Raw genomic sequence first — 25,038 nt, forward strand, 5'->3', positions numbered from 1 at the left:
CTATGCGAGATTCGGCGCCTGTTTGGCGTCGATGGGCAGCTCGATCACCTGAAGATCCTGCCAGCACGCGGTGGGATCGCCCGAACCAGCCGCGACAGTCCGCCGCATACGCTCGGCGACCTCGGCCCGGCCTGCGTCGCCTGCCGGCAGATCCGCGGCATGGGCACCGGTTAAAATCGGAATCGTCCGGCCATCGGCCAGAAGCTGGCCGGAGACGAGGAACCACCGGTATGCCTGCGGGTCTCCCACAGTCAGCATCTGCTCCGCCGCCTGATCCCAGGCGAGGCGCTGCCGCAGGGCCTCCGGGATGATCACCCAGGCCGCCAGCGCATCCTGAAGCTCATCCACGGTCTCGATCGCGCCTGGCTCGGCGCCGAGCCAGAGCTGGATGTGCGGGTTGTCCTCGTCCGGGTTCGCGCCCTCCGTCGCCACGATGGCGAAGAAGGTGTTGAGCGGCGGGTCCCAGCCCAGGCGGACGCCGGTCGTGTTGGCGGGAATATCTTTGCTGTCGTGGATTTTCGGAGCCGCATCCGGGCGATCGGCCGCAAGCAGCAGAACGTAGTGCGACATACGCAAGATCCTCTCATCGGTTGGCCGGCGCTGTCAGCGCCGCCTGGTACGGTTTTTGATCTACCGAGCAGTCGGCGGCGGGGCCTCCGGCAGCACAGGAAGCACGGCTGCGGCGAACACCACCGCCGGGCCGCAGAAGCGACCTGAACCCCACCCGGTCACGCTTCCGGTCTGAAACACCAGGCGAATGCGCGACCCACATGTTGGGCACGCCGCCGAGTAGGCGGCCACGTTTCCGGCGCGCGGCATACGCACCCAGTACGTGCGGAGCTGGTAGGGCTCCGCCTGCTCGGCGGTGGTAATGCGCGTGACGCTCTCTCCCACAGGCTCCTCAACGCGCGCGGCGGACGCAGCGGCTTCGGCCGCGAGCGCCGCACCCGCCGCTCGCGCACCCACGACTTCGCCTCACTGACCGTGCGGACGCGCCGCTCGGGAAAGTGCTCGCCGTGATTGCGCCAGAAACCCCCGAAGCCATTCTCGAACAGGATCGCGAGCTTCTGCCACTGCGTGCGGTTGGTCCGGCGCGGCGCGGCGAACGCGTTGCTGGCACAGTGCATCTCACGGCCGCAGCCGCAGCGCGGCCGCTCGACCTCAGGAGACCACCGCAGATTGCGCACGGCCCGGCAGGTCGGGCAAATGTATGGGAACCGCCACTCGGTCTGTTTTCGCCAGGTTATTTCCATACCACCCTCGCTCACGCTAACACCGGCTCGGCCAGATGGTTTGGCACCACGACTTGGCGCGCCCAATTATGGATTGTCTGCACATGCCCTTCGCGAACGAACTTGGCCACCGAGCGGCGAAAGGCGCTATAGGGGATCGCGCCGGCCAGGCGCACCACATACCCTTCGCAGTCATCGCCGTTCAGCGTCGGACGATACAGGTCACGAACCGTCCGCTCATCCCACTGCCCGTCATACAGCACCGGAGCTGTCCGGAGGCCGAGCAGCGCGCACCACTCCACCGTCGCGTCCCAGGGGAGCGCGATATTGCGCTCGTCCCAGATCGAGAAGACCATGAAGTAGCTGGCCAGGCGCCGGTAATGGATGCTGTGGCGCGCAAACAGGTTCTCGCCGCAGAGGCGCCAGCCGTCCGGGATCTCGTGCGCGATCCTTGCGTGCAGGCCGCGCACCCAGCTCTGCGACGGGTGCGACTCGGACGACACCGAGCGGGCATGCAGGCCGTCGCGGTACATCGTCAGATTCTGGCCGTCCATCTTGGCCGTAACGACGACGCGCTGTCCCTCGAAGGCGCGCAGGTCCTCGACGATATCCTCGTCGCCGCGGTTGCCGGGCGACCACGGCAGGTGATAGGTTCTGGGGTATTTGACGCGGTCGCTGAAGAGATCAAGGAGACCAGCCTCGCGCAGCAGCCGCTGGACCGACTCATCGTCGAACAGCTCACCGCGCAGGCGCTGGCCGTTAGGCAATAGACGGTTGCCCCACTTATCGATCGGCTCGCCATCGTAAAACGCCGGCGGCAGGAGCACCACCCGAATGCCTGCGACCGAGCGGATCTCCTCGCAGCTCAGGGTCGTCGCTTCGGCGGCGCGATGGTGCTCCCCGCAGAGCGATGCGCCGTTCGATACAAAATACCCGCCATTGGGCCACAGGCGCCGCTCGACGATGTGGTGCGCGTCCCGAGTTGGCTGTTTGCAAATCACACAGCAGCACCCATCACGCTGGAAAACAGCCTCGCGGAAAGCATCTCTTGTGAGTAAGGGCTCGTGATTGTTCATAACCAACACCAGGCTATGCTGTTCTCATATAGGTAGCCAGCGCTAAAGCACGTTCAGGATCATCAAGCACCAGACCTGCTGCCAGATTGCAGTCCATACAAAGCAAACCACGAATAACATTGTCTGAATGGCGATGATCTACGTGTATCTCCTCGCCAAAGAAATCTCCGCAACAGCGACAAGCATTGCTTTGTTCTCGAAGAAGGTCGCGATACTGCTCTGGAGTAAGGCCACGCCCCATTACTACATTTGCTCGCTTCTGGCATGTTTCCGAACAATAGCGTGCTTTTGCTGAGATTCGCTCGACCGGTTTATCACACAACCGGCAAATCCGATTCCCTCGCCCGAACCGTGACACTTGGGTAGGAACAGACAGAACAGGCGATGGTAGTCGTAAGTAACGTGCTAACGCCTCCGCTCGCAATGGACTCTCCCGTAATTTACCCAGAGCAGGGTTACATCGATCGCACAAAATGCCTCGAACACGCCCACTATCATGGAGGTGATCGATATGAAAGAAAGAAGCTGGAAGCTGCTGGCAGACTTTACACACACCACCTTGCTGCTCCAGTATATGCTGATAATCCTCAGGAGTTAAGCCATATTGCGCAGCCGTTCGAGCTACCCGTTTGCAACGATCGGAACAAAATTGTAAATCTACGCGACCTTTAATCAACTGCCCGCATAGTCGACACGACCTGGGTTCTTCATTGACCCCACGATGAAAACGATTGGTACACCGGCTGTCACAATAAAGACGGTTAGGGTCGAATGGTGGAGCGAAGACTGTTCCACATTGTTTACATTGTCCCGTTCCCTGCGGTCGTACCCGTTCAAGTGAGCCGTTGGTTCGCAGGCGCCCATAGTGCATCTCACAATATGGTGATTTCCGTGTTCGAGTATGGTTAGGGCAACCAGCAATTGTGCAGAACGGGAAATCACTTCGATCTACAGGCATACAACGTTTACCTAACCCCGCCATCCGGCCACAGGCGCCGCTCCACGATGTGATGCGCATCGAGCGGGCCGGCGCTCTGACAGATGACACAGCAACGCCCATCTCGCGCGAACACGCCGTCGCGGAACGCATTGCGCGTGAGCAAGGTTGTATCGCTTACGAGTCGCATTGCTGGATCTTCTACCCTACACAACCACGACGAGGCCAAATGACGTGTTCAGCTCCTGCACCACGCGCGCCAGGCGCTCGACATCCGCCCCCCAACTGCGCCAACTCCGCATCGCTGCCCCGCACCCGCTGGTATCCTGCATAGGTCAGCATGCGGTTGAGCCGAACGACCAGGTTGTCCCGGCTAGCGCCAAGCGGGAGGCTCAGCCGGCACCCCGATCCCTCCGCGTCCAGCAGTGTCTCGTAGATCGCCGGAGATACGCAGTCCATCCAGGTAGCATCGCCGCTCGAAAACATGAACAGCGCATACGCCAGGTCATCCGGGCCGATCTCACCGCGGTCCCACAGCCGCTGAAGCGGCTCGCTATTCAAAAACAGGTGCCGCATTCTAACCCCACGCCGCCGGCGCCACACTGCAAATCGCCGTGATACAGGCGATGTCGTTCGTCGGCGTTGCTCAGACTAATGCCCAAACGCCACTCTGCTGAGCGAGGGCCGCGCGCTTCGGGCTGGATGATCTAACTTTCTCGACCGAAGAGACCACCATGCGCTGGCTCTGATCAATTGGTGCGCGAGCACGAGCGCGCGCACCCGACTAGTACGAGGATAATATCATATTATGATACAAATGTCAAGTTAGTGTGATGGAGTTCGGCGAACTGCGCCTCCGGCTTGCAACAGGGACACTTGGCGACAAATAGCGGAGCGCGAACACGGGCGGTGCGCCGGCTCGCTGAACGACCACAGCTTGAGATCCCCAACGGCTGTCCGAACTCCTTGAGGTAAAGCCACCGCACACCGGCGAGCCTCCAACATGTCCTCGCGCCATCAACCCGAACAAGCGGCAAGGCGATTAGGAGCGCCCGCACCGCCACTTTGCACATTATTTGCTGCAATAACGCAATACGCTATAGATACTTCCCGCATTATACAATGGTGGGATTGTATTGGTGTGTACGCTTCTCGGAGACGGCGCGCCACCAATAGGAGCTATCAAAGACTGCAAAGATGAGTATGTGGTGCCCCCGATAAACTAGGCAGGATGATGTGTTAGAGTCCTCCAGTAGGAGGACGAAGATGAAAGCCAGTCAGCACACCGCCGAACAAATTATCAAGATCCTGGAGCAGGCCGAGAAGGGTGACCAAACCATTGGAGCGGTCTGCCGCACCAACGGCATTGCAGAGAACACCTTTTATCGCTGGCGGAAAACCTACGGTGGGATGTCGGTTAGCGAGGCGCAACGCCTGAAGGAACTGGAGAAGGAAAACGCCCGGCTCAAGCGGCTGCTGGCCGACCGCATGCTCGAAGTCGATGCGCTCAAAGAGTTGCTGGAAAAAAAGGGATGAGCATCGCAGAACGCCGGGAAGCGGTGCGCTTCCTCGGCACGCAGGGCGTGTCGGTGCAGCGCGCCTGCGTGCTGGTGCAACTCCAACGGGCGAGCTTCCACTATCAGCCGCGTTCCGTCGTGGATGACGGAGTATCCACCGAGATCGCGGCGCTCGCCCAGGCGCATCCACGCTACGGCTATCGACGGGTCTGGGCGCTGCTGCGGCGCAAACGCACCATCAATCGCAAGCGCGTGCATCGACTGTGGACGCGGGCGCGCTTGCAGGTTCAGCGACCCAAACGCCGACGGCAGCGCCGTGAGCGCCCAGTACCACTGGCAGCGGCCTATCCGAACCACGTCTGGGCCTACGACTTTGTTGAAGATCAGGATGTGCATGGTCACATTTTCCGCCTGCTGACGGTGATGGATGAGTATACCCGTGAAGGGCTCGCCATTGATGTGGAGAGCAACACGTCGGCCGAGCGCGTGATCGGTGTGCTACTCCAGCTGGTGGCCGCGCACGGCGCGCCGGCGTACCTACGCAGCGACAACGGCTCGGAATTCGTTGCTGTGGTTGTGCAAGCCTGGCTCGCACAGCGACAGATACAGACGCTGTATATCGACCCAGGCTGTCCCTGGCAGAACGGAAAGGACGAGCGCTTCAATGGGACAGTGCGTGACGAATGCCTGAACATGCAGCTGTTCGCCTCGGTCGCCGAGGCGCGCGTGCGCCTTGAGGCATTTCGCCGTCACTACAATGATGATCGTCCGCACAGTCGGTTAGGCTATCAAACGCCGTCGGAATTTAAACGTGCCTGGCTCGAAGCCCAGGCGAATCAGCAGGACTCTCACATTTCCACTTGACTAGATCGTGGGGAGCATGACAAGTATGCCACGGCCAGACCCGATAACAGCGCCCCCACGGGCTGGTGGCCTTCCCTGGATCGGCGTTCTCCCGCACCTGGCGCGGGCCCCGCTCGACTGTCTCTCTGCCGCGGCCACACATGGCGATCTTGTGCAACCTGTCCTGGCACCTATCTTGCTGCCGGCCCGGATATAATCCGGCATATTCTTGTCGTCAATCACCAGAATTATCAGCGACCGGGGATTTTCCGCCGCCTGGAATCACTCATCGGCAACGGCTTATTTCTCTCGACCGGGCAGAGCTGGCTGCACCAGCGGCGCCTGATGCAGCCAGCGTTCCACCGCAAGCGCCTGAGCGGGATGGCTGGCGCCATTGTCGGTACGGTCGATGCCGCGTTGGACACCTGGATAACACAAAAGCAGATCAACATCGACGAAGCGCTGATGTGTATGACTCTATCGATTGCGTTTCGGCTGCTCCTCAACCGTGATGAGCACGATCAGGATGTCGTGCTGATCAGCGCGTGCTTTCGTGAAGCCGTAAACTACCTGGTACGCCGGCTCAAGCAGTTTGTCGAATGGCCCGTGCCGAGCCGCGCCAGGCGCCGCTACCACGACGCGCTCCAGGGCCTGGATGCGCGCGTGTATGCCTTGATTGCCGAGCGACGTACCGATTCGCATGAGCACGATGACCTGCTCGGGATACTGCTTGCCGCGCGCGACGAGGAAACCGGCCAGGGCATGAGCGACCGCGAGCTACGCGACGAAGTGCTCACAATGCTGCTCGCCGGCCAGGAAACCACGGCCACATCGGCAAGCTAGGCCCTGGCGCTTCTCGCGGCGCACCCGGACGTCATGCAGCGGCTGCATTGCGAAGTTGACAGCGTGTTGCACGGCGAGCCGCCGCGGGCCGAGGATCTGCCCCGTCTGCCCTACGCGCGCGAGGTCGTGGATGAAACACTGCGGCTCTATCCGTCGAGCTGGGTCATCTCACGCCAGGCGCACGAGTCCGACCAGCTTGGTCCGTACTCGATTCCCGCCGGCGCAACTGTGATGGCCAGCCCCTATGCCAGTCATCGGCTGCCGCATCTATGGACACAGCCGGATCGCTTCTTGCCTGAACGCTGGCTTGACGCGCCGAAGCCCGCGCCGTTCACCTACTTCCCATTTGGCGCCGGTTCGCGGATGTGTATCGGCCAGCACCTGGCGATGCTGGAGCTGAACCTCTTGCTTGTTCGTTTCGCGCAGCGCTGCACGTTGAACATAGATGGGCCACTTCCCAAACCACTCGCAGGTTTGAGCATCCATCCAAATCGTCGTTTGACAGCACAGGTGGGCACGCGATGTCCTGAGGCCGTGAAAGCGGGGGCATAGTGACATTCCAACTCTTCGCTGAATCTACCAGGCCCAGCCGCCACGCTGCTCGAATACTTGCAGACGGCACCACGTTGGCCGTAGAGCACTCATCTGACGGCGTGGTGATAAGTATCAGGAATAACGGCACCGGGTTCGGTAGCCCGATCAACATAGATGTCGCCGCTATGCGCGGCGCTATCAGCTTCGCGCCGGACGGTCACTACAAGCTAGGGAGCCGGCGGTGCCGGTCAAGGAGGACATGATGATGCAGAACACTCCCTCGCACTCTACTATTTCCAAGCCGGTAGCTGCTCGTCCTACGCTCGGCGCGCACTTGAGGCGCTTCTGGCGCTGGTGGTTGATGGTCACAACCGACGATCCGGTGCGGCTCGTGCTCAACCAGGGCCTGCTGACCACCCTCAGCGTCCTCTTGCTTATCAATATCGCGGCGATCGTCGCGTTCGCGCAAGACCCGGCGTACCTCCTCATCGTCCTCTGCGATCTGTCCGCGCTACTGCTGGCTGTATGGCTGACGCGACGCGGCACAACCTACGGGGCCATATTATTTACGCTTGTCGCGATCGGCAGCAGCGCCGCCGCTCTCGAACCGCAGAGCTTTCTGGTGGATTCTGCACCTGTTCCGATGATATTGTTGTTTCCGGTCATCGTCGCAACCCTGTTTATTACTCCACGTACCGGCATCTGGGCCGCGGTGCTCCAGCTCATCAGCGCCGCTATCGCACTTTACCTCAAGGGCGCCCCAACCAGCGCTCTGCTCACCATCCTGCCAAGGATGGCGATCGATCTCGGCGCCTTCACAGCATTCCTCGTGGTCGGCGCGTCCATTTTCGTGCGCAAGATCCGCTCGGAAATCGCGGCCAACGCCGCGCTCCAGGAATTGAACGCCACATTAGAGCAGCAAGTTGCCGCGCGCACGCAAGAACTCGCGGCCAGTAACGCACAACTGGCCGAGGCCAATACACAGCTCGCGGCCATTATGCAGCGGCGCTCGCACGAGCTGCGCGCCACCGCGCACGATCTCAACAGCGGGCTGACCGTGGTGCGCTCTGCCGTCGACATGCTGGTGCTCGATACCGAAGAGGCCGGCCTGGACTGCGAACGAATCGCCGAGGCGCGCGAGGGTGTCGAGCGGGGGTTCAACAGCGCAACTGCGCTGGTCAACAACCTGTTTACCGCCGCGCTGCTGGAGAGCGACAAGCTCGAACTCAAGCGCCAGGACACCGACCTGGCGGCTCTGGCGGAGGGCGTCGTCCAACAATACGCCGCGCTGGCCCAGTTGAACGAGTGCCGCCTGCATTTCCACCGCCCCGCCGGGCCGATTCAGCTCACGATCGACGCGCAGCGGATGGAGCGCGTGCTGGCCAATCTACTCGGCAACGCCATCAAATACACCCATAAGACCGTCGATGACACCGGCCGCGAGGGCGTCATCGCCCTGGCCGTGGAGCGCGCATCGGATGGCGTGGCGATCAGCATCACGGATAACGGCATCGGGATGACCGCACACGATCTTGAACGTATCGGCCAGTCGTTTACACGCCTCAGCACCGCGCAGGGAACCGACGGCACCGGGCTCGGTATCTACACCAGCAAAGGTGTCGTCGCCGCGCACGGCGGCACCATCATCTTCGCGTCGGACGGTCCGGGCTGTGGCTCAACAGTGACCGTCTGGCTACCGCAGAATATGGCAGGAGCTTAATAATGTTACAAATCTAGCCCGTAAAGCCCACACGCTTCAGCGATGGGATAGAAGGGCTTCACTCACTTTAGCCGCTTTAGTCCATTGGGACGCCATAAACGTTTGATTGCGAACGTATTTTCTGGTATACTATCGGCATGCACACGATCCAGACAACCTATCGGTACCGGCTGGAGCCGACCGACGCCCAGGCCGCTTACATGCGACGGTTTGCTGGCTCACGTCGATATGTGTGGAATTGGGCGCTCAATCGGAAGAAGCAGCACTACGCCCAGACAAAGAAGAGTTTGGCCCTCGCGATGCTGTACGCGGAGCTGCGCGACTTGAAGCAGCGGCCTGAAACGGCCTGGCTGCGCGAAATGGATAGCCAGGCGCTCCAGCAAACGCTGCGCGATCTCGACAAAGCATTCCAGTCCTTCTTTGCTCGGCGCGCTGGTTTCCCCAAGTTCAAGTCCAAGAAAACCGACCCGCTGCGCTTCCGTATTCCCCAGCGGGTGACGGTTGAGGGTTCGTTTGTCCGTGTGCCGAAGATCGGGCTGATCAAAGCGCGGATTCACCGGCCAATAGCAGGCGTCAGCAAAGGCGCCACCTTCAAGCAGGAGCCGGATGGCCATTGGTACGTCGCGTTTGTGGTCGAGCAGGCAGCGCCCGAACGCACCGACCGACCTGTCCAAACCCATGTCGGCGTCGATCTGGGGCTGAAGACGTTCGCGACGTTGAGTAATGGACGGGAGGTCGAGAACCCGCGCTTCTACCGCACGCAGACACGCAAGCTGCGGCGGGCGCAGCGCGTCCTGTCGCGACGGGTGAAGGGCAGTCGGAATCGCGCCAAAGCACGACAGGCGCTGGGCCGGTTGCACCAGAAAATCCGCCAGCAGCGAAACGACTTTCTGCATAAACTAGGCGCCGATCTGGTTGGCGGCTACGACCTGATCAGCATTGAGGACCTGTCGGTACGCGGCCTTGCGAGAACCAAGCTGGCGAAAAGCGTACTGGACGCGGGATGGGGCGCGTTTCGCGCGTTTCTGACCTATAAGGCTGACCGGGCGAACGCGCATCTGCTGGTGATCGGGCAGTTCTATCCATCGAGCCGCTTGTGTTCATCGTGTGGCGCGATCAATCCTGACCTGACGTTGGCCGACCGCATCTGGACATGCTCTTGCGGTCAGGTGCATGATCGCGACCTCACTGCTGCCCGCAACATCGACACCGAGGGCCTGCGCCTGTTCAGCCACATCGTCGCCGCAGGGCATGCGGAGACGCAAAATGCTTGTGGAGTCCTGGTAAGACCCGCGACAGCGGGCGCGGGGCGATGAAGCAAGAAGCCCACGCGCCTCGGCCGTGGGTGTGTCACAAGGGCAGCTTGTGCTGGTAGACGACGAGCGCGATATTGGATTGCCCCTCACCAGCATCATTCGTCGCAAAGCCGGCGCCGCCAACGCGGAAGTCGTCGCCGGCTACCGCGGCGCGGTAATGAGGCTGGAACGCCAGCCAACACCAGGGATTGTCATCCTGGACTTTGACTACAGCAACAACGATCGTACGCGTACCGGCGTCCACCTCGCGCTCTGGATGCGCGAACAGCCGCACCTTGCCAACACCAAGCGCGTGCTGTACTCCAGCATGGACCGCGCGGTGATCGAAGCGACCCTGCGCGAGCAGATCGCCGTAAATCCGGCGCTGGAGGGTATAACGCTCGATACGCTGTTTACGCGCGTCGTTCCGAAAGATTCCTCACACGGCCCACTGGTTCTCATCGAGATGCTGAGGCTGGACCAAAACGGCAACCGATCGTAACTTCAAAACGCCGTGAAGACATCGTTCTGATGTCCTCACGGCGTTTCTCACCAGCCATCTCACCGGCCTGGCACGGCCGATCCACCCAGCGTGGCCACGCGCGCCTCCTCGGTCTCCAGCAGATCCAATACCTGGCGTGCCCGCCGGTCGCGGTCGAGGTCAATGGGCGTGAAGTCGGGCCCCTGTGTGCCGTCCGCCGCGCTGCCGGCGTAGACGGTCTCCCAATTTTGAGCGTTGGCGTAAAACTCCAGCACCGCCAACATGGGGCTTCCTCCAGGGCGCCCCGATTGTATGCATTGAACGCATATGCACTACGGCAGGCGCACACTCGTGGGGATCTCACAAGCACCGTTTGTTGCTTTGGAACACCATGCCCGAACAATAGGTTGCAACGGAATGTGCGCGCTGGTACCGGATCGAGAACCCCACGACGGCGTGCCGCTCTCGCCCAGGCGCACGGTTCTCCAAGTTCCTATGGGTCGAGCCGATCCCACAAAACACGATCACAAAGCGTTGACCGTAGTTCGCTACATAGTTTCGGGGCGGCCTGGATGAGACCCCAACATATCCTCGCCTGAATAGCGGCCGCCGAGCGCTTCCTGGATACGCCGCTTGAGCGCGGCGACCTCGGCGACGTGCGCCAGATCGCTTCCGGCCCAGGGTGTGTCAAAGGCTTCGCGGAGCAACAGCAGCAGACTGCACACCTCGGCTTCTGTGCGCTTGCGCTCCTGCCGCGCGATGTCGGCGCGCCGGGCCTCCAGCGCGGAATGCTCCTCAGCGGCGCAGCGATCGCACAGCCCCGCCTGCGACAGATCCGCGGGCTCGACGCTCGCCCCGCACGCTATTAGCCGCTGCACATGCGCAGTGCATAGCCGCTCGACGCGCGCGCAGCCATCCTGGGTCACGGTGTACGCCGCGGGACACCCCTCACTCGCCATCGGCGAGCTGCTGGAGCTGCCGGCGGGCAGGCTGAAGTAGCGCCGCAGCCTCGCTCGCGCGCGCAGTTCATCGATAATCGGCGCAATGTCTGGCGGTATTGTGGCCAGTTTGCCCTCGCCCGCGGCAAAAACGACCATAAGCAGATCCATCGGGATGGTAGATGTCACGCTGCTCTCCCTAATTCATGCATCAGCCAGCGATCCGTAAAACGCGGCCAGGTCGACCTGGTCGTCGGCCCACGCCACCTGTCCATCGCCAAGCTCGACTATACGCCACGCGCCGTCGATGCGCTCTGCGACGTCCATCGTAAAGAAGCGCGAGCGTACGGTGCGCGCGACACCGTCAAACTGAGCAACTGGCGGACCGCCATGATACACCAAATGAATCGGCGCGGTAGCCCCCGCATTGATTCGTGGGGAAAAGCGTCAGTTGCAGCTTGCCAATGCGGTAAATCCGTGATATACTCGCTGTGCCCGAACATGTGAGCGACTTCCATATGTCTCGCACAACGACGCCAACCTTCATTTGCGAACTCCCGCTCGTGCTCGTCGGCGACGACGAACGCAGGCTGCGCATCCGGCTGGACTGCGCGCGGCAAATCTATAACGCCGTGCTAGGCGAGAGTCTGAAGCGGCTGAGTTTGCTGCGCCAGTCGCGCGCGTTCCGGGCGGCGCGGCGGCTGCACGGGAAGGAGCGCCAACAAGCCCTCCGCGACCTGGACGCGCAGTTTCGGCTGCGCGAGTATGACCTGCATGGCTATGCCGCCCGCTTCAGCCGCTCCTGGCTGGGCGAGCATCTCGACGCCAATACCATCCAGACCATCGCTTCGCGCGCCTGGAACGCTGTACGCCAGTATCAATTCGGCGCGCGTGGTCGCCCGCGATTCAAGGGCAAGGGCCAGTTCCACAGCGTCGAAGGCAAGTCGAACCGGCAGGGTATCCGCTGGCGCGATGGGGCGGTGGTGTGGGGCGCGCTCACGCTGCGAGCGCGTATCGGTGCAGACGACCCAGTCATCGCGCACGCGCTGGCGTGTCCGATCAAGTACGTGCGGATCGTGCGGCGCTCGCTGAATGGCCACCAGCGCTTCTTCGTGCAATTGGTCTGCGCGGGACGGCCCTACCAGAAACCACATTCTGTGGTCGGAGACGGCGTGATCGGTATCGACCCTGGCCCGCGTACCTTCGGCATCGCTGGAGCCACTTGGGGCGCACAAGTCGATCTGGCGACCCCACTCAAGCAGTCCCGCAAGCAGCAGCGCCTCCTCCAGCGCCGGATCGACCGTCAACAGCGAGCGAACAATCCAGAGAACTTCCTGCCCGATGGTCGGGTACGCCCAGGCAAAAAGACCTGGCGCATCAGCCGCAACCAGCGCGACAACGAGCGGCGGCTGGCAGAGGCCAAACGCAAAGAAGCGGCGCACCGCAAAAGTCTGCACGGCCAGCTTGTAGGCACGCTGCTGCGGCTTGGGAACGACATCCGTATCGAACGGAACAGCTACAAGAGTTTTCAACGAACTTTCGGCAGAGCTGTCGGACAGGCGGCCCCGGCGACGTTTGTGGCGACGCTCTCGCGCAAGGCTGAAAGCGCCGGCGCGAGCGTGAGTGTCATCCCCACGTCGCTCCGGCTCTCTCAGACCTGTCTGTGCGGCAGTGTCGCGCGCAAGAGGCTGTCCGAGCGTGTTCACCGCTGCGATTGTGGCATCACCGTGCAGCGGGACGTGTTCTCGGCCTATCTTGCGCGCTTTTCCATCGCCGTGGAGGGGTCGAATGGCCCGTCCTGGCGGCTCGACGCGGCAAACGCGCAAGTGGCGTTTGCGGGTGTGGAATCGCGCTTCCCGGCGGCGTCGAGCCCGATCGGCGTCCAGACCTTTGTGGCCTGGGCGCGCGAGCAATCCGCGAGCGGCGCTCCCAATTGGGACGCCCACCTGCTGCCCACTGTCGGCAGCAAGTCAGAGCGGATCGCCGGGGCAGTCGGCACGATGGCGCGCGAGAGCCAGGATGCTGTAGCGCATGACGTTCCTTGTGAGCGTGGTGCGCGAGAGCCTGCGCAGAGCGCATCGGGTTGCGGCCAGAACCTCTCGGACTTATCCGTGGGGTAGATTCAGGACCTCGTTCCAGTGCGGGACGACCGCGATTGGGCGGCCGTCGAGCCACCAGATCCGGTACTCCTTCGTCAGCGGTGTGCCACTCTGGGGGTGCGTCCCGACCGAGACAAACGGCTCGAAGGCGCGGAACACCAGGCCGCCAACCAGATCTAGGCCCTGGCGGCCACAGAAGGTCTGAATCACCTTTGCCGCCGCCTCAACATCGGCGGCGTTTGGAATGAAGCATGCCTCTCGCCACTCGTGTTTGCGCGATTTCACGTAGTCCTTGACGATGATTGGCCCACTGCCAAACGGCTGGAGCAGCTCGGCCAGGCGATCCTCCGACAGCGTTGCGCCCTCGGAGAGCGGGTGAACCACCGTCCGCGGCGTCATATCGGCGATCAGATCCAGGCTGGCGGGCAGGTGGTGCGTGTGCTCGTAGGCGGCCGGATCGGCAATCAGCCGCACGCCGCGGACCAGCAGGGCCGCGTAGATCAGCGTGTAGGTTTCGAGCCTGAGCATTGGGCCGCGCAGTATCGCCAGCGCGGGATCGGTGCGCTCGGGCACGCGGCGAACCGCGCGGCCGACATCGCCAGCGACCAGCGCACCCCAGTCCAGCAGATGGACGTCCATGCCCGCCGCGCGGGCGGCCGCAGCCTCCGTGGCGTAATCCTCGTCGACCTGGCGCGGCCGGAGCATGCTCTCGTGATACCTCCCGCCCGTTTCATGGGTGGGCTTCCTCCGTCGTCGTGTCGTGCCCGCATCGCGGGTCTTACCGGCACTCAGGAGGCGTTTATGCTCTCCGGGTATCCCGCGGCGAGCAGTCGGAGTCCCTCCCGCCGGATGTTGCGGGCTGCCGTCAGGTCGCGGTCATGGATTGCGCCACAGGTGCAGACCCACACCCGATCGGAGAGCGTGAGGGCGTCATTGAGCGTCCTACACGCATCGCACAGCCGGCTGGAGGGGTAGAACCGGCCAATGACAACCAGATGCTTGCGCTGCCACGCAGCCTTGTACGTGAGCATCTGGCGCATCTGGCCCAGGCCCGCGTCGTAGACGCTCTTGGACAGGTTGGTTCTCCCTAAGCCCTTGAGCGATAGGTCTTCGATGCAGATCGCGTCGTGCTGACGCACCACCGAAATGGTGAGCTTGTGCAAGAAATCGGCCCGTTGGTGCGCGACTTTCTGGTGTTGGCGGGCAACGATCCGACGGGCTTTCGCCCGATTACGTCCGCCCTGCTTCGTGCGCGAGAGGTGCCGTTGCAGCCGCCGCAGCTTGCGCTCGGCGCGGCGATAACAACGCGGGGCCACATAGCGGGTGCCATCGCTGAGAACCGCGACATCCTTCAACCCAGCATCCAGGCCGACCGTCCGATCGGAATCAGGCGGCGGGAGAGGCGCATCAGGAAGATCGAAATGGACGACCAGTGTCACGTACCAGTGGCCGCTTGCATCCCGCTTGAAGGTCGCCGATTTGGGTGTCCCGTCAAGCGGGCGGTGCTCGACGAACTTGAGCGCGCCGATCTTCGGCACGATGACGTACCCGTCCCGCACCGTCACCCGTTGCGGGATGCGAAAGGTGGGTGTGTTGCGCTTTTTGCTCCTGAAGCGTGGGTAGCGCGATCGACGCTCGAAGAAGGCGCGAAACGCCATATCGAGGTCGCGGATGGCCTGCTGGAGCGCCTGGCTGTCCATTGCCGCAAGCCAGGCCGTGTCCGGCTGCTGCTTGAGCGCGGCCAACTCTGCACAGAGCACCCTGACCGTGAGCATCTGGCCTGTGGCGCGATAATGCGCCTGACGGCGGGCGAGCGCCCAGTTATATGCCCACCGCCGCGCACCGGCGAGTTGCATCAGGAAGGATTCCTGGGCAGGCGTCGGCACAAGCCGGTAGCGGTAGGCTTTCTGGTGTGTCGGCATGGGATGCGCTCATCTGTGCGAATAAGGCCATTATAACACGTCGTTTATGGCGTGGCAATGCACTGTGCGCCATTCATCCCGCGGCAAAGCCCGCGTGCTTTCTAGCGCTTTTCTGCAAAACAGGATGTGCGGCATTGACGAGCCTCTTTCGCTGCAATGGGGCTTGACACGTGCCCTTTATGCTACTATATTAGAAGGTTTATAATTATGTCAAGCTAAGAACGATCAGGGATTTCCTCCAGGGCCCAATTGTATGCATTGAACGCATGTGCAATTCGGCAGGCGCATACTCGTGGGGATCTCACAAGCACCAGTTGTTGCTTTGGAAAGCCATGCCCGAACAATAGCCTGCAACGGAATGTGCGCCCTGGTATCGGATCGAGAACCCCACGGCGTCGTGCCGCCGTCGCCCGGGCGCACGATCCTCCAAGATCCTGTGGGTCAAGCGGATTCCGCAAAAACACGATCACAAAGCGTTGACTGTAGTTCGCTACATAGTTTCGGGGCGGCCTGGATGAAACCCCAGGATGCGCTCAACGACCCCGACCCGCTGTTTCCAGTCTCGTGACGCACAATTGCATCTATTTGTGCTTTTATTGCAACGTTCGCATCATTGAGGCTACTTGTCGCAGCAGTGTGTCATAGATGCTTTGACTACCACGTAGCGCCGCCGACTGCCTCGAATGCTTGAAAGCAAGGTTATGTGTATCAATCCAAGTGGCTTGCTCGTTCGCTAGTCGCTCTACAGCCTTTAGGCGCTGGAGATCACCAAGGTCGTTTGCCCAATAAAGCGCGGCCATAAGGACGTGATAGGCCGCTTCATAATGCCCACTCGCAAACGACATCTCACTAATTGAGATAAGCTGCTCATACATATCGCCAGTCGCGCTGTATGCTGCCAAGTAATACGCTCCTTCTAGAGGGTGTGGAGGGGTGAATTGATTATAGCACAAGGCGACCCCTTCGGCAGATTTAAGCCTCAAACCTCCACCGAGGCGCCGAGCCAGAGGCCGACAGGCTGTTTCCTTCGTGACGGACCAGCGCCGATGTCTATATTTGAGATGCGGTATCTAGGAGGGCTACACGAAAGGAATAACCTATGCGGGACACATTCTTGGCGGATGTCCAGTCCGCGCTGCTGGCCCTCCTCTTTGGCGATGCGGCGAAGGCCGACAGCTACCTGGACAACCTCACGCGCGACGAGTACAGAGTGCTGGCCCACGCTGTACAGCGCCTCTCCAAGCTGGCGGTCGCACGGTATCGCTCGTATGCAGACTTCCCTGACGAGTTCTACTATGATGACTTGTCAGGCGGCGCAAGCAACCCCGACTGAAGCAACTGGGTAGTAATTCGCAGCGGGGGTGACGGTATGGCGCGGCTAGGTGGCTCTTGGATATATAATGGGTGTCCCTACGATTTGTTTCGACGCAGGCTTGTTACTGCCGCCACAAGTAAGATAGAGGTGGTATATGAAACGGTCAGAGGTTGTATGGTCGGAGGCCACCACGCGGGAAGGCCAGTCCACCTTGAGTGCGAAACTCACGGATAAGGACGGCCTTGAATGGGCGGTGACGATCAAACCGGAACCGTATGGTGTTGCTGTTAACCGGCTCACCGTGACCCTGATGTGCCGCTCCGCAGGAAGGATGCACTCTAACAGCGCACTAAAGAGTATTAGCGAGGCGCAAGAATGGTGTTACGAGACACTAGACATCGAATAGTCGGCTATTCTAGAGGTGATCGTATGCCTCCATATAACCGCCCGCCAAAAGAAGGAGTGTACAAGTACGTTCGTCTCTGTGAGCAGCTTTTCTATGACGATTTTGACACCAATCACAACTACATAGCAAAACAAGAGGATATATTAAAGCAAATGACGCACAACCGATTATCTAACCCTCAAGATGTCGGTGCGGGTGTATTTATTGTCCATAGGGGAGAGGTACTAGTTTCGACAAACGGCTCATCTACCCTCGACATCCCCCGTGATGGGCTAGGAGCTGACAACGACTTACAAATCTTCACAGAAAAAAGTACACCATATGGTTTTACGGTGCGCAAACTGTGATGTCCCTACAAGCTAATTTCCTCCAGCATTAGCTTTCCCAGTAGGTTTTCCGATTAGGCGTCAGATCGGCCTAAGATTTCTTGTGGCACTTATCGAGTTGGTTTATTAGGGGCTTTGTGGCTTGTTTGGGACTGCGGATGTAGTGAAATCGCCTTGTGAACCAGTAGCAGTAAATCATCCAAGTCAAACGGTTTTACTAGTGTTGCACAACCGAAGCAACGTATCTGTTCTTCATAATGCTGTAACAAGCGACTATTCGCGGAGTATATAATAACTGGTATTTGTCTTGTCGTAGGGTCAAGCGGATTGCGCAAAAACACGATCACAAAGCGTTGACCGTAGTTCGCTACATACTTTCGGGGCGGTCTGGATAAAACCCCATCAAACGCGCTCCGACCAAGGTGCGTTGCGTAGCTGGTCTACGACGCCACGATCGATCCTACTACCGCTGATCGTATAGGCGCATGCTATAATCGAGCACTTTTCCATTTTCTTATTTCCGACAACCCAACTTGGTGAGCCATGTCGCTCTCATATCACGTGATTATCGCCGACGATGACGCCAGTGTGCGGGCTATTATTGCCCGTGTGGTCGTGGGCATGTATCCTGGGGCGACGATCTCAGCGGTACCTAATGGGCTGGATGCCCTGCTTGTGTACGACCAACGCGGTGCCGACCTCCTAATCACCAACCATAATATGCCGGGGATGAGCGGGTTAAGTATCATTGAGGCGCTGCGCGTGCTGCGTCAGGCGAGCACACCGATTATCATGGTGTCGGCCAATGCCGCGCTGGAGCAGCAAGCAATGGCGCTTGGGGTGAACGTGTTTCTGGCCAAGCCGTTTACCCTCGCGCAACTGACCCAGGCACTGACCCAACTGCTACCGCCTTAGCTGGGTGGCCGGCGCAGACCGCCAGCGGGCGACGGTTGAGCCGGTGCCGGCACCTGCTATCGCACCGCAGCCGCATCCCTCGGTCATTGCCACTCCCGGTGCGCGGGCAGTATGCATCCGGAGCCGAGGCATACGATGCGATGACAACAATTGCCGCTCGGCATGCCGCGTTATTCTCTCGGAGCCTCCAAGGTCATTTCATGCTGGCGTCTCAACAAACTGGGAGCCTGGGAGTGGCGTGAGTAACACGGTGACGATGCAGGTGATGACCTACACACTGGACGGGAGCGCTGGTCCAGCCGCATCTTGCGTCAAGATGCCCAAGGGCAGATTCTGTTTCGTTGGGTGAAGCTGACGCGGCTGCGCCACAAACAACCCGATGAACCGGCACGCCTGTATCCCGCCCAACACGGCGGCACGCACTGGCTCGGCGCAGGCGGGCGCGTCATGCGCCGGACCTCCTCCTGGATGCCGCGCAGGCGCTCGATCAGCGCCGGCAGATCCTGGCTCGATTGGCGCAGCACGGGAATGGCCGACTGAAAGTCCTGGCCGTGCAGCAGGCTGTCGGCGGCTTGGCCCCAGGTGGTTACGTGCTGATAGAGCGCGGTCACAAACTCCTGAGACTGCTCGGGGCAGGCCAGCGTCAGCGGGCCGCAGCGGCCGGCATAGCCGCCGATGTGGCGGCGGCCGGCCCACACGCTGCCAGCGCGAAAAGTGCGATCAGCGCGAAAGTGAACGGAAGTAGCGATCGAGTGAGATTCACAGAAGCTCCTTGTGCGTTGTTGTAGTGCATTGTTCTCGGTGCCAGGGGCGCGTGTGCGCCCCCGGCGCTTTTGACTAATCCTCGCCTTTTTCGCCGGCCATGATGACCGCGACCGGGCGCATCCGGGCGATCGGCGTGATCAGGCCGGCCGCGACCTCAAGCTCGATCACGCGCTCCACATCCTTGTAGGCTTGCGGCGCCTCATCGACCGCAACGCCCTCGGCCAGCACGTCGCGCTCGGCGAGGAAGCGCCGGACGTCGGCCATGCTGATGCTGTTCCGCGCCTGGGTCCGGCTGAATCGGCGCCCGGCGCCGTGCGAGGCGCTCTGGAGCGACTCCGGGTTGCCGTTGCCGGCCACGATATACGAGTTGGTCGCCATCGAGCCTGGGATGATGCCGAGCACGCCTTTACCGGCTGGCGTAGCGCCTTTGCGGTGGACCACCAGGCCGTCCTCGATCCAGGCGAAGTTATGGAAATTCTCGATATGCCGCAGGGGCGTCAGGCCGCTGCGCCGCGCGAAGGCGGCGTGGATAGGCTGGACATGGACGCACATCGCTGAGCAGCAGCCACCAACTCTCGGAAACCCACGGCACATCCACCAGGGGTGTTCGTTCGATCGTACCGCGCCGGACAACCTGTGTTTCAACGGTAGTGAGCCATTCGCCGATGCGCTCCCCGTTCGCCAGCAGTAAGCGGATCGCGCTTTCCAGTCCCGAATCCCGGTGGTCGCCTGGAGCTCGAGGGCGTGCAGCAGCCGGAACAAGGTCGCGCGATAGCTTTTGAAGCACGGCCACAGAAACGGCAGATAGGTGTTGGTCGTGTTAGCAATGTGCGCCTCACACTGCTCCAGCAGCGTGTCACTGCGCGAGCCGATCAGCACATCGATCACGGCGAAGCGCTGCTCGGCGGTTCCCTCGCTGCGGTAGGCCGCGACCACATCACGGAACGTGGTGATCAGCGCATCCGTCTGCTGGGCATGGCGTTCGCGGTAGGCGGCCAGCGCCTCACGGGCCTGCTGGTGAATGCTGAGCATGCACTTGATGAACATCTCGCCCAGATCGTCGCGGGTGCGAGCCGTTTGGATAGCAAGGAGGGCCGCCGTTAAGGTGGCACGTTTGGCTGGCTCCAGATCGCGCTTCCGCGCCACGTCGAGTGTTCTGGCCTCAGCCGCGAAGTGCTCGATCTTCACGTCGGGGAACGAGGCAAGGGACGCTGAGCCAACATTGCGTGCCTCCAGCCAGGCCAGATGGTCGAGTCGCTCGCGGAGATGGCGCAAGGTCGGGCTGCCGATATCCTGTTTGATCTGCTCCCACGGTGAGCGCCCAGTGATTGGGTCAACGATCAGGGGCGCATCCAGCGCCTGCCAGGTCGGATTATCGAGGGCGCGCACGCGACGGGCAGTGCGTGCCAGCGTGGGAAACCCTGGCAACTCGAACCGCTCCCTGACCAGTTCTTCGATGGCGACGTTGACGAGGTCGGCCAGCGCATCTTTGGTCTAGGCAGCGTCGGCCATCGCCCGCACCAGGACATGCCACGCCGTGGCACCGTAGGGCTGGATGTGCAGATGGGCACGGATCGCAACCAGGTGGCGACCGCGCGTCCCGGCAGCAGCGTAGCGAACCAGATCATCGCGGCTGACCGTCCCGCCGACCGTGTCGGCAATGTGCTGGACGATAGGAGGCGGCACATCAGTCAGGGTGTAAAGTAGCCGAGCCGCTGGAAGCTCTTGAGCAACACCAGGAAACAAATGCACGAGACCATGCCGCAGGTGGTGCGTCGGGCGAGCGCTAACTCGTCGGTGGTGGGGTGTAGATGCGGGCCAGTTCGTGGATGGCCAAGCTGCTGCGGATATGCAGGTAAGCGGTGTCCTGGATCGCGGTCATGGCGACCCTGCTCAGTCATCAGCTTCCCCCAGCATACGCGCCAGATCGGACGGTAAGGCTTTGGTATAGATGGCGGTCGTCGCCGGGTCGGCATGACCAAGCAGGTCTTGGACGGCGGTCAGCGGCAGCGGCGGCCGCGAGACACCATACGCCCAAGGGTCGAGCAGCGCGGTCGCGAAGGTGTGGCGCAGATCATGCGGGCTGAGCGGCGCATCGAGCTTGGCCGCCTGCCCGATTTTGGCGACAATATCGCGGATGCGGCGCTCAGTGAGTGGCCCGTGCTGGCCCAGGAAGACTTGTCCCTCGGGCCAGCAGAACCAGACGGGCGGTGCTTGACGGCGCAGCAGTGCCCGCGCCGCCCAGCGTTCGGCGAGCAGCCGGCGGTAGTCCTGATAGCGGAGGAGCGGATCGCGGGGGGCGACGACGAGCGGAATCTCGCGGTATTTCAGCCCTTTGCCGCGCCTCACGATCGCGGTTCCCCGGCGCGGCGACAGCACGAGGTCCGGTTCCTGGAGAGCAGCGACTTCGCTAACTCGCAACCCGGCATAGCGCATCAGACAGATCAGCGCGAGCGCCAACCCGCGGTCGCGCCTCACAGCCTGCTCAGCCGCCGCACGGCATTCCACGCGCTATGCATGAGCGCCTGGGGCGCGTGTTCGACCAGATCCACCCGGTCGAACTGCCGAAAGGGGGTGTCGGCGGCGCGGCCTGAGTCATCAAAGAAGAGCGCCAGGCTGGTGAGTGCCAGGTTGATCGTCGCAGGCGAGAGGCCACGGGCGAGCAAGGCATCGCGGTAGTCTTTCGCATCGCCGATGATCAGATCGCTGATGAGGCCATTCGTTCCTGGTTCCGCAACCAGGCGGCAAAGCGCCTGACATCCTGAATATATTCGGTGATGGTGCTGGCCGCGAGCTTAGAGGATCGGAGGAGGTGCTGCTCCCAGGCGACGATCGTGGTCTCCATAGCGCCCCCATACAGCTAGGTTAGCGGCGCAGTTAGATTAGTGGCGGAGTTGACGGTCGTATCCGGCCGAAAACTCCGCCGCTAATAAACCACATGTGGGGAGGAACTCTGCCGCTAAGGCATGCTTCCGGCAGAATCTGCCTCCGTTACATGCTATGGCGAGTTGAGACACGCATCGTTGCCAGATTCCAATACCACTATGCGCGCTGTGTGGGCGTGTCCTCCACAGTAATCGCTCACCACCGCAGTTCAAGGCCGAAGAGCGGAGTGGGCCTTGACAGGCTGGTGCATTTTTCAACACAACATCGAGAGAGATTGGTCTGTCATTTCTTCAGACTCGGTTCATGTCCACTTCATCTATCACTTCTATAGTAGTGATACAGTCGCTCGTTGGGAGCGGCCGAACGCAGCAAAAGGAGTACACAGTATGGTGAAGTGGATCCGGGTTATTGCGCCGCTCGCCGCGCTCATGGTCGTGATGGCGGCCGGCTTTGCCGCGCTTGGCAATGGCCAGGCGAGCGCGCGGCAGGCATCGGCCCCGTTGGGCGCGCCGGCGGCACAGCCTCCCGCGCCCCCCGCGCCGACCGAGGAGCCAAAGAGCGGTCCGGACACCGATACGGTCGATCAGCAGGACGGGCCGCAAAGTGGCGCGCAAGACGGGGAAACCAAGGACGGTACGGCTGACACGGAGACTAAGGATGGCGCCGAGCAGCCGGATAACGAGGCAGCCGACGCTGCCGCGCTGGCTGGCAAGGCAACCGTGACCGCTGAGCAAGCCAAGGCGACCGCGCTGGCCGCTAACCCTGGCGCCACGGTGGTCAAGGCCGAGCTCGGCGACGAGAACGGCGCGATCGTTTACAGCGTCGAACTGAGCACCGGCGCGGATGTCAAGGTCGATGCCAATAGCGGCAAGATCTTGAGCACCGACCAGGCTGGCAGCGACGCCAATGAGAGCACGGGCGATACAGAGTCGCCCGACGCGTCCACGAAGTAGGCGCGGAGACAGAAACTGATGCGGTCGAAGAAGCGGGGTTACCGCTTCTTCGACCGCATCATGTTGTCAAATCGCCGTTGGCATCCTATCGACGGCGATTAGAAAAACCCCTCGTCGCAGAAGTCGTCAACAACGGAACTTCACGTATGCAACCAGCGCAACATCCGACCGTGCGCGATCAATCGCCGCATCAACTCTTGCTGTATCGGCGCTTGCTGCCTTTCCTGCGACCCTATCGTGGCTGGCTTGCCGTGATGTTCGCCGCGACGCTGGCCCGCCCCGCACTAAACACCGCCAAAGTCTGGTTGCTGAAGGTGCTGATTGACGATGTTCTGCGGGTTCGCCAACCTGGGCTCGTTTTGCTCGTCTGCGGCGGCTATCTGGGCATTACGTGCGCCAAAGGGCTGGCATCCTATGTGGACGACTACCTGGGCGGATGGATCGGCGCATGCATTCTGCGCGATCTGCGGATGCACCTTTATGACCAATTGCATCGTCTCTCGCTTCGTTTCTACCACCGACAGCGCTTGGGAGATCTCCTGACGCGGCTCACCGGGGACATCAACGCGATTGAAGATCTGCTCGTTTCTGGCATCGCTGATTTGCTTGCCAACAGCCTGACGATCCTCTTCTTCCTGGGCATGCTGATCTATCTCGACCGCTGGCTGGCCCTAACGGCGCTGCTGGTGCTTCCGATACTTGCCATCGCAAGTACGACCTATGCCCGGCGATCACGAACACTTCAAGGAAATCTCCGTGAGCACATCAGCGCCATGACCTCGACCGCCGAAGAAGGGCTGTCGGCGATCGCGCTCGTCAAGGCCTTCGCGCGCGAGACCTACGAGCGCCAACGGTTTGGATGGGCGGTGGAGGGCAGTTTCACTACCCGGCTGCGCGCCGTCCGGCTTCAGGCGCTGTTCACGCCGCTGGTTGATGGCCTGGCGACGGTTGGAACCGTCCTGGTGATCTGGTTTGGCGTCCAGGCGGTGCAATCTGGTCGCCTGAGCATTGGCGGACTGGTGGTCTTTCTGGGCTACCTTGGTGCGCTCTACACACCTATTCAGGGGCTGAGCCGTCTGGGTGGCCTTGTCCAGCGCGCGCTGGTCGGCGCTGGCCGGGTGATCGAGGTACTCGACGCCCCACCAGAATGCAGCGAGCGGCGTACCACGCAGACACTTGGCTCGGTGCAGGGACAGGTCGAGTTTTGCGATGTCACCTTTGGCTATATCCCTGGCCGACCGGTGCTGCGCGGCTTTAGCCTCACCATTCGGCCAGGCGAAACCGTCGCGCTGGTGGGCGCGAGTGGTGCGGGGAAGACAACTGTCGTGAGCCTGCTGCTGGCCTATTACGACCCCGATCACGGCACGGTGCGCTTCGACGGCCGCGATGGGCGGGTGTATGACCCACGCTCGGTGCGTCGCCGCATCGCGTCGGTACTCCAGGAGCCAATGCTGTTTCAGGCCAGCGTACGCGAGAACCTGCGCTATGGCCGGCTGGATGCTACCGACGTGGACATCGAAGCAGCCGCGCGCGCGGCGGGCGCCGATGCATTCATCCGGCAATTGCCCGAGGGCTACGAGACGATGGTTGGGCCACGCGGCGCGCGGATCTCGGGCGGCCAGCGGCAGCGGCTGGCCTTGGCGCGCGCGCTGCTTAAGGATGCGCCGATCGTTGTACTTGACGAGGCCACCGCCGCGCTCGATGCAACGACGGAAGCCGCCGTGCTCCAGACAGTGCGCGAGTGCCTCGCCGATCGCGCGGTGCTGATCGTTGCTCACCGGCTCGCGAGCGTGCGCCACGCCGATCGAATCGCGGTATTGGACGAGGGACAGGTTGTGGAGCTAGGCACACATGACGAGCTGCTGGCGCGCGGCGGTCAGTACCGCAGGTTCTATGACTTCCAGATGGGAATGGAAGCGCCAGCAAGCGCGATGGCGCAGCAGATGACGCCGGCAGTACAGGCCTGAATCCTTCAGAGACACTTCACGCTCACTTCATGCGTGAATGGGATACTTGTATCAGCGGTTCGGGAGTG

General features: G+C 61.6%; 26 protein-coding genes and 1 pseudogene. 12 read left to right on the forward strand and 15 right to left on the reverse strand.

Annotated features, from left to right (window positions below; all coding sequences use genetic code 11):
• From M1P90_RS38025 to M1P90_RS38035, 3 genes are all read right to left on the reverse strand, one after another.
• Complete coding sequence (locus M1P90_RS38025; RefSeq protein WP_483705328.1) at nt 1–570, reverse strand: hypothetical protein; 570 nt, start codon at nt 568–570, stop codon at nt 1–3.
• Between the two features lie 694 nt (nt 571–1,264).
• Complete coding sequence (locus M1P90_RS38030) at nt 1,265–2,308, reverse strand: RNA ligase family protein (RefSeq protein WP_483705330.1); 1,044 nt, start codon at nt 2,306–2,308, stop codon at nt 1,265–1,267.
• Nucleotides 2,309–2,321: 13 nt separating this feature from the next.
• Nucleotides 2,322–3,398, reverse strand: coding sequence for an endonuclease domain-containing protein (locus M1P90_RS38035; protein WP_483705332.1), 1,077 nt, complete (start codon nt 3,396–3,398; stop codon nt 2,322–2,324).
• A 1,113-nt stretch (nt 3,399–4,511) separates the two neighbouring features.
• Here M1P90_RS38035 and M1P90_RS38040 point away from each other — a divergent pair.
• The 6 genes and pseudogenes from M1P90_RS38040 to M1P90_RS38065 all read left to right on the forward strand — a co-directional run bounded on the left by M1P90_RS38040 (nt 4,512) and on the right by M1P90_RS38065 (nt 10,499).
• Entirely contained in the window at nt 4,512–4,781 is a 270-nt protein-coding gene (locus M1P90_RS38040; RefSeq protein ID WP_483705334.1) for a transposase, read from the forward strand.
• A complete protein-coding gene (locus M1P90_RS38045) occupies nt 4,778–5,626 on the forward strand; it encodes an IS3 family transposase (protein WP_483705336.1) in 849 nt (282 codons plus the stop codon). Before M1P90_RS38040 ends, M1P90_RS38045 begins: the two co-directional genes overlap by 4 nt.
• Before the next feature lie 117 nt (nt 5,627–5,743).
• Nucleotides 5,744–7,000, forward strand: a pseudogene (locus M1P90_RS38050) (cytochrome P450).
• Nucleotides 7,001–7,241: 241 nt separating this feature from the next.
• Nucleotides 7,242–8,702 carry a sensor histidine kinase gene (locus M1P90_RS38055; protein ID WP_483705338.1) on the forward strand — a complete coding sequence of 487 codons (1,461 nt, stop codon included), beginning with the start codon at nt 7,242–7,244 and terminating at the stop codon, nt 8,700–8,702.
• Nucleotides 8,703–8,839: 137 nt separating this feature from the next.
• Nucleotides 8,840–10,018 (forward strand): RNA-guided endonuclease InsQ/TnpB family protein, encoded by a 1,179-nt coding sequence (locus M1P90_RS38060; RefSeq protein ID WP_483705340.1) that lies wholly within the window; start codon nt 8,840–8,842, stop codon nt 10,016–10,018.
• 49 nt (nt 10,019–10,067) lie between these two features.
• The gene (locus M1P90_RS38065) at nt 10,068–10,499 is read left to right on the forward strand and encodes an immunoglobulin domain-containing protein (RefSeq protein ID WP_483705342.1); all 432 of its coding nucleotides are present in this window, start codon (nt 10,068–10,070) and stop codon (nt 10,497–10,499) included.
• A gap of 59 nt (nt 10,500–10,558) precedes the next feature.
• Here the strand turns inward: M1P90_RS38065 and M1P90_RS38070 are convergent, their stop codons facing one another.
• From M1P90_RS38070 to M1P90_RS38080, 3 genes are all read right to left on the reverse strand, one after another.
• A complete protein-coding gene (locus M1P90_RS38070) occupies nt 10,559–10,762 on the reverse strand; it encodes a hypothetical protein (RefSeq protein WP_483705344.1) in 204 nt (67 codons plus the stop codon).
• Between the two features lie 264 nt (nt 10,763–11,026).
• On the reverse strand, nt 11,027–11,605 hold the full coding sequence (locus M1P90_RS38075; protein WP_483705346.1) for a hypothetical protein: 579 nt from the start codon (nt 11,603–11,605) through the stop codon (nt 11,027–11,029).
• A 15-nt stretch (nt 11,606–11,620) separates the two neighbouring features.
• The gene (locus M1P90_RS38080) at nt 11,621–11,815 is read right to left on the reverse strand and encodes an ATP-grasp domain-containing protein (RefSeq protein WP_483705348.1); all 195 of its coding nucleotides are present in this window, start codon (nt 11,813–11,815) and stop codon (nt 11,621–11,623) included.
• A gap of 119 nt (nt 11,816–11,934) precedes the next feature.
• Here M1P90_RS38080 and M1P90_RS38085 point away from each other — a divergent pair, with 119 nt between their 5' ends.
• On the forward strand, nt 11,935–13,536 hold the full coding sequence (locus M1P90_RS38085; protein WP_483705350.1) for a zinc ribbon domain-containing protein: 1,602 nt from the start codon (nt 11,935–11,937) through the stop codon (nt 13,534–13,536).
• Here the strand turns inward: M1P90_RS38085 and M1P90_RS38090 are convergent.
• The 3 genes from M1P90_RS38090 to M1P90_RS38100 form a co-directional block, all read right to left on the reverse strand.
• The gene (locus tag M1P90_RS38090) at nt 13,522–14,154 is read right to left on the reverse strand and encodes an ATP-grasp domain-containing protein (RefSeq protein ID WP_483705353.1); all 633 of its coding nucleotides are present in this window, start codon (nt 14,152–14,154) and stop codon (nt 13,522–13,524) included. The genes M1P90_RS38085 and M1P90_RS38090 overlap by 15 nt on opposite strands.
• 149 nt (nt 14,155–14,303) lie before the next feature.
• Nucleotides 14,304–15,437, reverse strand: a complete 1,134-nt coding sequence (locus tag M1P90_RS38095) for an RNA-guided endonuclease InsQ/TnpB family protein (RefSeq protein ID WP_483705355.1) — start codon at nt 15,435–15,437, stop codon at nt 14,304–14,306.
• Between the two features lie 593 nt (nt 15,438–16,030).
• On the reverse strand, nt 16,031–16,339 hold the full coding sequence (locus M1P90_RS38100) for a hypothetical protein (RefSeq protein WP_483705357.1): 309 nt from the start codon (nt 16,337–16,339) through the stop codon (nt 16,031–16,033).
• Nucleotides 16,340–16,536: 197 nt separating this feature from the next.
• On the opposite strand from M1P90_RS38100, the gene M1P90_RS38105 reads away from it, so the two are divergent.
• The 3 genes from M1P90_RS38105 to M1P90_RS38115 all read left to right on the forward strand — a co-directional run bounded on the left by M1P90_RS38105 (nt 16,537) and on the right by M1P90_RS38115 (nt 18,399).
• On the forward strand, nt 16,537–16,770 hold the full coding sequence (locus tag M1P90_RS38105; protein ID WP_483705359.1) for a hypothetical protein: 234 nt from the start codon (nt 16,537–16,539) through the stop codon (nt 16,768–16,770).
• A gap of 411 nt (nt 16,771–17,181) precedes the next feature.
• On the forward strand, nt 17,182–17,505 hold the full coding sequence (locus M1P90_RS38110; protein WP_483705361.1) for a hypothetical protein: 324 nt from the start codon (nt 17,182–17,184) through the stop codon (nt 17,503–17,505).
• 522 nt (nt 17,506–18,027) lie between these two features.
• Nucleotides 18,028–18,399 carry a response regulator gene (locus tag M1P90_RS38115; protein ID WP_483705363.1) on the forward strand — a complete coding sequence of 124 codons (372 nt, stop codon included), beginning with the start codon at nt 18,028–18,030 and terminating at the stop codon, nt 18,397–18,399.
• A gap of 311 nt (nt 18,400–18,710) precedes the next feature.
• Here M1P90_RS38115 and M1P90_RS38120 read toward each other — a convergent pair whose 3' ends face one another.
• The 6 genes from M1P90_RS38120 to M1P90_RS38145 all read right to left on the reverse strand — a co-directional run bounded on the left by M1P90_RS38120 (nt 18,711) and on the right by M1P90_RS38145 (nt 22,009).
• Complete coding sequence (locus M1P90_RS38120) at nt 18,711–19,010, reverse strand: hypothetical protein (RefSeq protein WP_483705365.1); 300 nt, start codon at nt 19,008–19,010, stop codon at nt 18,711–18,713.
• 226 nt (nt 19,011–19,236) lie between these two features.
• Complete coding sequence (locus M1P90_RS38125; protein WP_483705367.1) at nt 19,237–20,592, reverse strand: RtcB family protein; 1,356 nt, start codon at nt 20,590–20,592, stop codon at nt 19,237–19,239.
• 66 nt (nt 20,593–20,658) lie between these two features.
• On the reverse strand, nt 20,659–20,916 hold the full coding sequence (locus M1P90_RS38130) for a DUF4158 domain-containing protein (protein WP_483705369.1): 258 nt from the start codon (nt 20,914–20,916) through the stop codon (nt 20,659–20,661).
• 141 nt (nt 20,917–21,057) lie between these two features.
• Nucleotides 21,058–21,624 carry a tyrosine-type recombinase/integrase gene (locus tag M1P90_RS38135; RefSeq protein WP_483705371.1) on the reverse strand — a complete coding sequence of 189 codons (567 nt, stop codon included), beginning with the start codon at nt 21,622–21,624 and terminating at the stop codon, nt 21,058–21,060.
• A gap of 14 nt (nt 21,625–21,638) precedes the next feature.
• Nucleotides 21,639–21,830 (reverse strand): hypothetical protein, encoded by a 192-nt coding sequence (locus M1P90_RS38140; RefSeq protein ID WP_483705373.1) that lies wholly within the window; start codon nt 21,828–21,830, stop codon nt 21,639–21,641.
• Between the two features lie 32 nt (nt 21,831–21,862).
• Nucleotides 21,863–22,009, reverse strand: a complete 147-nt coding sequence (locus M1P90_RS38145; RefSeq protein ID WP_483705375.1) for a hypothetical protein — start codon at nt 22,007–22,009, stop codon at nt 21,863–21,865.
• Nucleotides 22,010–22,436: 427 nt separating this feature from the next.
• Here M1P90_RS38145 and M1P90_RS38150 point away from each other — a divergent pair, with 427 nt between their 5' ends.
• Both M1P90_RS38150 and M1P90_RS38155 read left to right on the forward strand, forming a co-directional pair.
• Nucleotides 22,437–23,003 (forward strand): PepSY domain-containing protein, encoded by a 567-nt coding sequence (locus tag M1P90_RS38150; RefSeq protein WP_483705377.1) that lies wholly within the window; start codon nt 22,437–22,439, stop codon nt 23,001–23,003.
• A gap of 146 nt (nt 23,004–23,149) precedes the next feature.
• Complete coding sequence (locus M1P90_RS38155; protein WP_483705379.1) at nt 23,150–24,970, forward strand: ABC transporter ATP-binding protein; 1,821 nt, start codon at nt 23,150–23,152, stop codon at nt 24,968–24,970.
• Nucleotides 24,971–25,038 lie beyond the last annotated feature (68 nt).

It is taken from the genome of Kouleothrix sp. 19917, assembly GCF_057073505.1.

Coding starts and splice junctions, on each gene's coding strand:
- M1P90_RS38025 (WP_483705328.1), bottom strand. CDS start 570: ATGTCGCACTACGTTCTGCTGCTTGCGGCCGATCGCCCGGATGCGGCT.
- M1P90_RS38030 (WP_483705330.1), bottom strand. CDS start 2,308: ATGAACAATCACGAGCCCTTACTCACAAGAGATGCTTTCCGCGAGGCT.
- M1P90_RS38035 (WP_483705332.1), bottom strand. CDS start 3,398: ATGCGTTCCGCGACGGCGTGTTCGCGCGAGATGGGCGTTGCTGTGTCA.
- M1P90_RS38040 (WP_483705334.1), top strand. CDS start 4,512: ATGAAAGCCAGTCAGCACACCGCCGAACAAATTATCAAGATCCTGGAG.
- M1P90_RS38045 (WP_483705336.1), top strand. CDS start 4,778: ATGAGCATCGCAGAACGCCGGGAAGCGGTGCGCTTCCTCGGCACGCAG.
- M1P90_RS38055 (WP_483705338.1), top strand. CDS start 7,242: ATGATGATGCAGAACACTCCCTCGCACTCTACTATTTCCAAGCCGGTA.
- M1P90_RS38060 (WP_483705340.1), top strand. CDS start 8,840: ATGCACACGATCCAGACAACCTATCGGTACCGGCTGGAGCCGACCGAC.
- M1P90_RS38070 (WP_483705344.1), bottom strand. CDS start 10,762: ATGTTGGCGGTGCTGGAGTTTTACGCCAACGCTCAAAATTGGGAGACC.
- M1P90_RS38085 (WP_483705350.1), top strand. CDS start 11,935: ATGTCTCGCACAACGACGCCAACCTTCATTTGCGAACTCCCGCTCGTG.
- M1P90_RS38090 (WP_483705353.1), bottom strand. CDS start 14,154: ATGGACGTCCATCTGCTGGACTGGGGTGCGCTGGTCGCTGGCGATGTC.
- M1P90_RS38095 (WP_483705355.1), bottom strand. CDS start 15,437: ATGCCGACACACCAGAAAGCCTACCGCTACCGGCTTGTGCCGACGCCT.
- M1P90_RS38105 (WP_483705359.1), top strand. CDS start 16,537: ATGCGGGACACATTCTTGGCGGATGTCCAGTCCGCGCTGCTGGCCCTC.
- M1P90_RS38110 (WP_483705361.1), top strand. CDS start 17,182: ATGCCTCCATATAACCGCCCGCCAAAAGAAGGAGTGTACAAGTACGTT.
- M1P90_RS38115 (WP_483705363.1), top strand. CDS start 18,028: ATGTCGCTCTCATATCACGTGATTATCGCCGACGATGACGCCAGTGTG.
- M1P90_RS38145 (WP_483705375.1), bottom strand. CDS start 22,009: ATGGAGACCACGATCGTCGCCTGGGAGCAGCACCTCCTCCGATCCTCT.
- M1P90_RS38150 (WP_483705377.1), top strand. CDS start 22,437: ATGGTGAAGTGGATCCGGGTTATTGCGCCGCTCGCCGCGCTCATGGTC.
- M1P90_RS38155 (WP_483705379.1), top strand. CDS start 23,150: ATGCAACCAGCGCAACATCCGACCGTGCGCGATCAATCGCCGCATCAA.